This window comes from Nonomuraea rhizosphaerae (assembly GCF_019396405.1).
Lineage (GTDB): Bacteria > Actinomycetota > Actinomycetes > Streptosporangiales > Streptosporangiaceae > Nonomuraea > Nonomuraea rhizosphaerae.
The window spans coordinates 1-6,808 of record NZ_JAHKRL010000443.1 but is presented as its reverse complement, the minus strand read 5'-3'; the positions used below and the strand labels follow the sequence as shown (position 1 = coordinate 6,808).

Genomic DNA, 6,808 nt, shown 5'->3' with positions numbered 1-6,808 from the left:
CGTACCCCCGCCGGCTCACGGGCCGCCGGTGGCCTTCGTCAGCGAGCCCGAGTGGGCGACGATGTGGGCCGGTGCGGGGGTGCCCGCCTTCGGGACCAGAGTGGCGTACTGCTGGATCTCGGTGGTCTTGAGGAAGCGGCGGGCCACGGGCTCCCTGAAGAGCCAGCGAGCCCACTCGGGCACCGGGACCAGGTCCTCGGTGCTCTTCTCCAGCTCCACCGTGGTGGTCGTGGTGCGGGTCATGGCGTACTGGATGAGCGCGCCGCCGCCGCGCGTGCGCAGGGCGTAGACGGGGTAGTCGCCCGCGCTGAAGATCGAGTCGTAGCTGTAGCCGCGCAACTTGAACGTCGCCTGCTCCTTGGCGATCTGCTCGGCCACGTCCGTCGTGTACGGGCCCTGGGCCAGCAGCCCGGACGTCACGCCCGTCTCCCCGGCCTCGGCCACCGTCGCGTGCAGCGGGCCCATGAACTGCGGGCTGATCGTGACGCTCTTGTCGTCCGCGCGCAGCGACGTGGCGTAACCCTCGGCGTCGCGCTCCACGTCGGGAGGATCCTGCCCGCGCAGTAACTGCGTCATCGCGCCGAGCTGCCAGATGTCGCCCTTGACGAAGGTCAGCAGCGTGGGGCGGCCGTCGCGGGTGGCCAGCGCCATGAACCAGGGCGGGCTCCCGCCCGGGGCGAGGCGGGGCACGTAGAGCGTGGGCGAGCCCCACGTGTAGCGGGGCGGCCTGTTCTTCGCGTAGATGTACACGGCCGGCGTGATCTGGGCCTCCGCGTCGCGGACGTTGAACATGGCCAGCCGCAGGGCGCCGCCGGCCCGCAGCGTGTCGTCGGTGACGGTGAACGTCGAGAAGACCTCGGCCGCCTCCACGGGCGTGACCGCCGGGGAAGGGGCCGCCGACGGGGAGGGGGAGGCGGGCATGGCCGTGGTCGCCGCCACCTGGCTGGGGGTGGGCCGAGCCATGGCGGTGCAGCCCGCGAGGGCGCCTGTCGCCGCGGTCAGCAGGGCGACGGCGAGCGCCAGCGACCTCTGCCGACCGAATCTCCGCACCTGGCCATGTTATTCGGGGCCGCGAGGGTCGCGTACCCTTGGGAGACGTGGCAGGCATGGATCCGGCAGAAGAGATCAACGAGCTCGCGGGCACGCTGCGCAGCATCCAGGACGTGCTCGACCTCGGTGCGATGCAGAAGCAGATCGAGGAGCTGGAGCAGCAGGTAGCCGCCCCGGACCTCTGGGACGACCCTGAGCAGGCCCAGAAGGTCACCAGCAAGCTCTCCCACCTCCAGGGTGAGCTCAACCGCGTCGAGGGCGTCTCGCGCCGCCTCGACGATCTCAGGGTCCTCTACGAGCTGGCGGCCGAGGAGGCCGACGACGACACGCGCGCCGAGGCCGACAAGGAGCTGGAGTCGCTCAAGGGCGACATCGGGGCCATGGAGGTCCGCACGCTGCTGTCGGGCGAGTACGACGCGCGCGAGGCGCTGATCACGATCAACTCCCAGGCCGGTGGCGTCGACGCCGCCGACTGGGCGGAGATGCTGCTGCGCATGTACCTGCGCTGGGCCGAGCGCAAGAGCTTCTCCACCGAGGTCTACGACACCTCCTACGCGGAGGAGGCCGGGATCAAGTCGGCCACCTTCACGATCAAGGCGCCCTACGCCTACGGCACGCTGCGCGGCGAGCACGGCACCCACCGGCTGGTGCGCATCAGCCCGTTCGACAACCAGGGGCGGCGCCAGACGTCGTTCGCGGGCGTCGACGTGGTGCCGGTCGTCGAGCAGACCGACCACATCGACATCAACGAGGACGACCTGCGCGTAGACGTCTACCGCTCGTCGGGCCCCGGCGGCCAGGGCGTCAACACGACCGACTCGGCCGTGCGCATCACCCACATCCCGACGGGCATCGTGGTCTCCTGCCAGAACGAGCGCTCACAGCTTCAGAACCGTGCCTCGGCGATGAACGTGCTGCAGGCCAAGCTGCTGGAGCGCAAGCGGCAGGAGGAGGCCGAGAAGATGTCGGAGCTGCGCGGGGCGACCACCACGTCCTGGGGCACGCAGATCCGCAACTACGTGCTGCACCCGTACCAGATCGTGAAGGACCTGCGCACGGGCACGGAGGCGGGCAACCCGACCGCCGTGCTCGACGGCGACCTCGACGAGTTCATCGAGTCGGAGATCCGCTGGATGCGCCGTCAGGAGTCGGACCCCGCCTAGACGCTCAGGCTCCGGCCGGGGCTCAGGCCCCGGCCAGGTGCTTGAGCACCAGGGTCACGAACAACAGGACGACCAGCAGCGCGACGATCATGGCAGGTGACAGCCCGGCGAAGCCGTGGTTGTGCATCCGCTCACGATTGGCGCGGCACAGGGCGCAGCGGCCCTCGATGACGGGGTGGGCGCACTGCGCGCATACGAGGTGTTGGCAACTCATGTCAGCCCCAAGTCTAGCCGCACAATCGTTTTGTTTCCGTTATGGACGTTCCATGCCAGTCTTCCCCCTAGACTGTGCTCTGGCCAATCGGAACGTCGATCATGAGTAAAGAAAGACGTACCCGGTAGGCGAGCGGCGGGAAGTGGGCATGTGCCACCCTCGCATCCGTCCTGACCCCTAGACTGGCATGCCGTGATGCTCTCGTGATCCATTTCGATAATGTCACCAAGGTCTACGCGAACCAGAACCGGCCCGCGCTCGACCACGTCTCCGTCGACGTGGACAAGGGCGAGTTCGTGTTCCTCGTCGGTCCCTCGGGATCAGGCAAGTCCACGTTCCTGCGACTGGTCCTGAAGGAGGAGCGGCCCAACTCCGGCGCGATCCACGTCGCCGGCAAAGACCTGGGCCGGCTGTCCAACTTCAAGGTGCCGCACCTGCGCCGCCGCATCGGATGCGTGTTCCAGGACTTCAGGCTGCTCCCGAACAAGAACGTCTACGAGAACGTGGCGTTCGCGCTCGAGGTCATCGGCAAGCCCCGGCGGTTCATCCGCAAGGTGGTGCCCGAGGTCATCGAGCTGGTCGGTCTTGAAGGCAAGGCCCACCGCATGCCCGACGAGTTGTCCGGCGGCGAGCAGCAGCGCGTCGCCATGGCCCGTGCCTTCGTCAACCGGCCGATGATTCTCCTGGCCGACGAGCCGACGGGCAACATCGACCCCGCGACGAGCATCGGCATCATGAAGGTGCTCGACCGGATCAACAGGACTGGCACTACGGTCGTCATGGCCACGCACGACGCGGCCATCGTCGACTCCATGCGCAAGCGTGTCGTGGAGCTGGAGGACGGCAAGATCGTCCGCGACCAGTCGCGTGGCGTCTACGGCCAGGCCTACTGACAGGGAGCAGCAGACACAATCATGCGGGCGAATTTCATCTTCTCCGAGGTCTGGATCGGCCTCCGTCGCAACCTGACCATGACGATCGCGGTGGTCATCACGGTGGCCGTCGGCATGGGGATGCTGGGCATCGGGCTGATGATCAACACCCAGGTCGGCATGATGAAGGACTTCTGGTACGACAAGGTCGAGCTCTCGGTCTTCCTCTGCGGCAAGAACACCACGATGCCCTCCTGCAAGGGCAAGTCGATCACCACGCCCCAGACGAACGCGCTGGAGGCCGAGATCAAGGGCATGCCGGGCGTCCAGCAGGTGCTCTACGAGGACCAGGCCCAGGCGTACAAGAACTTCCAGCAGTCCTACCAGGCCAACAAGGCGCTGGTGGAGGCGACCCGGGTCGAGGACATGCCGACCTCGTTCCGGGTCAAGCTGACGGACCCCAACAACTACCAGCCGACCGTCCAGGCGCTCCAGGGCAAACCGGGCGTCGCGCAGGTGACGAACCAGAAGGACCTGGTCAACAACCTGTTCGGCCTGCTCGATCAGCTGCGCTACGGCGCGGTGGGCCTGGCGGTGGTGCTGGTGCTCGCGGCCGCCCTGCTGATCGGCAACACGGTGCGACTGTCGGCCTTCAACCGGCGCCGGGAGACCGGCATCATGCGACTGGTCGGCGCGTCGAACCTGTACATCCAGCTCCCCTTCGTGATGGAGGGGGTGATCTCCGGGTTGATCGGCGGCGTGTTCGCGGCCATCGTGCTGATCGTGGCGAAGGTCTTCCTGTTCGAGGAGATCTCCCGCTACTTCGCGTTCGGCAGCCAGCTCGCCTGGAACGACGTGGCCTGGGTGATCACGCTGACGATGGTGATCGGCGTGGTGATCTGTGTCCTGGCCTCGTTCGTCACGCTCCGCCGCTACCTCAGGGTCTGACCGCCGTGATCGTCAGGTCGCCCCATCCCGGGGGCCGGTAAGGTCAAGGCATGCCACGTGAGACCGGGCGGAAGGTCATCGCCCAGAACAAACGTGCCCGGCACGACTACCAAGTCGAGGACACCTTCGAGGCGGGGCTCGTGCTGCAGGGCACCGAGGTGAAGTCGCTGCGCGAGGGACGGGCGTCCCTCGTCGACGGTTACGCCTCCATCGACGGCGGCGAAGCGTGGCTGCTCAACGTCCACATCCCCGAATACTCCCAGGGGACGTGGACCAACCACACAGCCCGCCGCAAGCGCAAGCTCCTGCTCCACCGCAAGGAGATCGACAAGCTCGCCGCCAAGACCAAGGAGGGCGGGCTGACGATCGTGCCGCTGTCCCTGTACTTCAAGGACGGCCGGGCCAAGGTCGAGATCGGCATCGCCCGGGGCAAGAAAGACTGGGACAAACGGCAGACGCTGGCGGAGCAGCAGGCCAAGCGGGAGATGGCCCGGGCGCTGCGGCACCGCAACCGATGAACCGTCTTCGCCGCGGCCTCGCCGCGACCGCCACCCTGGCGGTCGCGAGCATGACGCTGACCGGCTGCTTCGAGGAGTCCTCGCCGCACGACGCCGTGCGCGACTTCCTGGTGGGCTGGCAGTCCGAGGACTACGACCTGGCCGCGGGGCGCGCCGACGGCGACCCCGCCGTCGTCCGCAAGGCGCTCGAGGACGCCAAGCTGGAGCTCGACGCGGCCTCGTTCCGCTTCAGGATCAGGGACATCACCGTCGACGGCGACCGGACGCGCGCCGACTTCCGCGCCGAGGTGGACCTGGGCGAGAACAACTCGCTGTGGGTCTACGACGGCGCGCTGCCGCTGCACCTGGTCAACGGCGTGTGGAAGGTGCGCTGGTCGCCGTCCGTGCTGCACCCCCAGCTCAAGGACGGCCAGCGCTTCGCGGTCGACACCGACCCCAACCCCCGCCAGCCGGTCACCGACAGAAACGGCACCGCGCTGCAGCGGCCCCAGTTCATCTACGTCGCCAGGGTCACACCCTCGACACTCGGCGGCAAGGCGGAGGAGGTCGTCGAGCAGCTCTCGAAGATCACCGAGTTCGCCCCCGACCGGCTGCTGAGCCGCATCAGGTCGTCGCCGCCGGGCAAGTCCGTCGTGCTGGCCACGTTCGGCGCCGCCCGCTACCGCGACGTCCAGAACGACCTGGCCAGGATCTCGCTGCTCGACGTCGTGAAGGAGCCGCAGAACGTCGCGCCCGACGACCCGCGCGACATCATCGGCAGGGTCAGCGTGCTCACCCCCGAGACCGAGCAGAAGCTCGGCGGGCCGCAGCGGGCCGGCGACTCGGTCGGCCAGGACGGGCTCCAGCAGGCATACCAGGACATGCTCACCGGCTCCACGGAGACCAGGGTGATCACGCTCGACCTCAAGACCGGCAAGGAAGCAGCCGAGCTGAAGAAGTGGTCGGGCCGCACCAACATCTCCGTCCGCACCACCATCGACCGCGCCAAGCAGCGTGCCGCCGAGTCCGCCGTGGCCCAGACCAGCACCAGCGCGCTGGTCGCCGTCGACCGCTCGACCGGCCAGATCCTGGCCGTCGGCACCAAGGGCCTGGACCAGGTGAAGGACGCGCTGGCCGGCAAATACCCGGCCGGCACCGCGTTCTCGATCGTGGCCGCCGACGCGCTGCTCAACTCCGGCATGAAGACCAAGCAGCGGCTCGCCTGCCCCGCCGAGCGCACCGTCGGCGGCGCCCGCTTCGTGACGACGACGGCCCAGCTCGGTGGGCCCTCGCCGACGTTCAAGGACAACTTCGCCAAGGGCTGCGTCACCGCCCTGGCCTCGCTCGCCCGCCGCGTCGACGCCGGTCGCCTGACCACGAGCGCGCAGGCGTACGGCATCGGCAAGAACTGGCGGCTGCCGCTCAAGTCGTTCAGCGGCTCACTGCCCGCGCTGGGCAGCGACGCCGACAAGGCCAAGGCCATCGCCGGCGAGAGCGTCCAGGTCAGCCCGCTCAGCATGGCCCTCGTCGCGGCGGCCGTGGCCTCGGGCAGCTGGCACCCGCCCGTGCTGGTCACCGAGCCCAAGTCACCCGACCCCTCGGCCGAGGTGGTCCCGGTCGCCGCGCCGCAGCCCGTCCCGGTCAACCCCAAGGTCCGCACCGCGCTGACCGCCATGATGCGCGCCGGCGCCACCGGCACGGCCGCGCAGGTGGGCCGCGAGCCGGTGTACGGCGTGCGCGACCCGGGCGTGCAGGACAAGCGGGTGGGCTGGTTCGTCGGCTGGCAGGGCGAGGTGGCGATCGCCGTCCTGACCAAGAACTACGACCCCGCGGCCGTCGCCGGCGAATTCTTCTCCGCCCTCCGCGACGACCTGTGATTTTCTCGTGACAACGAGCAACCTTTCGGGTGGCGTGCTGCGTCTTTCCTGATGACTGGCCCGCTCGGGGGGTTGCGGGCGCAGTCGCCGCGATGAGATCAGGACTTCTTCTCGGGGGAGGTCCTGCCGTCCGGACCGGCTCGACCCTGCCGGTCGGCCCCCGGAGACGCTCGCCGTCTCCGGGGGC

Annotated in this window: 7 protein-coding genes; 5 read left to right on the top strand and 2 right to left on the bottom strand. The window is 68.8% G+C overall.

Going from position 1 to position 6,808, the window contains the following annotated elements:
* Positions 1-15 precede the first annotated feature (15 nt).
* On the bottom strand, positions 16-1,050 hold the full coding sequence (locus KME77_RS22760) for a DUF8094 domain-containing protein (protein ID WP_219470961.1): 1,035 nt from the start codon (positions 1,048-1,050) through the stop codon (positions 16-18).
* Between the two features lie 47 nt (positions 1,051-1,097).
* Between KME77_RS22760 and prfB the strand changes: the two genes are divergently transcribed.
* Entirely contained in the window at positions 1,098-2,213 is a 1,116-nt protein-coding gene (gene prfB, locus KME77_RS22755) for a peptide chain release factor 2 (RefSeq protein WP_219470960.1), read from the top strand.
* A 22-nt stretch (positions 2,214-2,235) separates the two neighbouring features.
* Here prfB and KME77_RS22750 read toward each other — a convergent pair whose 3' ends face one another.
* On the bottom strand, positions 2,236-2,427 hold the full coding sequence (locus KME77_RS22750; protein WP_219470959.1) for a hypothetical protein: 192 nt from the start codon (positions 2,425-2,427) through the stop codon (positions 2,236-2,238).
* Positions 2,428-2,630: 203 nt separating this feature from the next.
* On the opposite strand from KME77_RS22750, the gene ftsE reads away from it, so the two are divergent.
* The 4 genes from ftsE to KME77_RS22730 are packed head-to-tail and all read left to right on the top strand — an operon-like array spanning position 2,631 to position 6,621.
* On the top strand, positions 2,631-3,320 hold the full coding sequence (ftsE, locus tag KME77_RS22745; protein WP_185088544.1) for a cell division ATP-binding protein FtsE: 690 nt from the start codon (positions 2,631-2,633) through the stop codon (positions 3,318-3,320).
* Positions 3,321-3,341: 21 nt separating this feature from the next.
* On the top strand, positions 3,342-4,247 hold the full coding sequence (gene ftsX / locus KME77_RS22740; protein WP_219470958.1) for a permease-like cell division protein FtsX: 906 nt from the start codon (positions 3,342-3,344) through the stop codon (positions 4,245-4,247).
* A 50-nt stretch (positions 4,248-4,297) separates the two neighbouring features.
* Positions 4,298-4,765 (top strand): SsrA-binding protein SmpB, encoded by a 468-nt coding sequence (gene smpB / locus KME77_RS22735; RefSeq protein WP_219470957.1) that lies wholly within the window; start codon positions 4,298-4,300, stop codon positions 4,763-4,765.
* Complete coding sequence (locus tag KME77_RS22730; protein ID WP_219470956.1) at positions 4,762-6,621, top strand: penicillin-binding transpeptidase domain-containing protein; 1,860 nt, start codon at positions 4,762-4,764, stop codon at positions 6,619-6,621. Before smpB ends, KME77_RS22730 begins: the two co-directional genes overlap by 4 nt.
* Positions 6,622-6,808 lie beyond the last annotated feature (187 nt).

Bases quoted from the DNA above. Each gene is read 5' to 3' on its own strand.
- KME77_RS22750 (WP_219470959.1), bottom strand. From the start codon at position 2,427: ATGAGTTGCCAACACCTCGTATGCGCGCAGTGCGCCCACCCCGTCATC.
- KME77_RS22730 (WP_219470956.1), top strand. From the start codon at position 4,762: ATGAACCGTCTTCGCCGCGGCCTCGCCGCGACCGCCACCCTGGCGGTC.
- smpB (WP_219470957.1), top strand. From the start codon at position 4,298: ATGCCACGTGAGACCGGGCGGAAGGTCATCGCCCAGAACAAACGTGCC.
- ftsX (WP_219470958.1), top strand. From the start codon at position 3,342: ATGCGGGCGAATTTCATCTTCTCCGAGGTCTGGATCGGCCTCCGTCGC.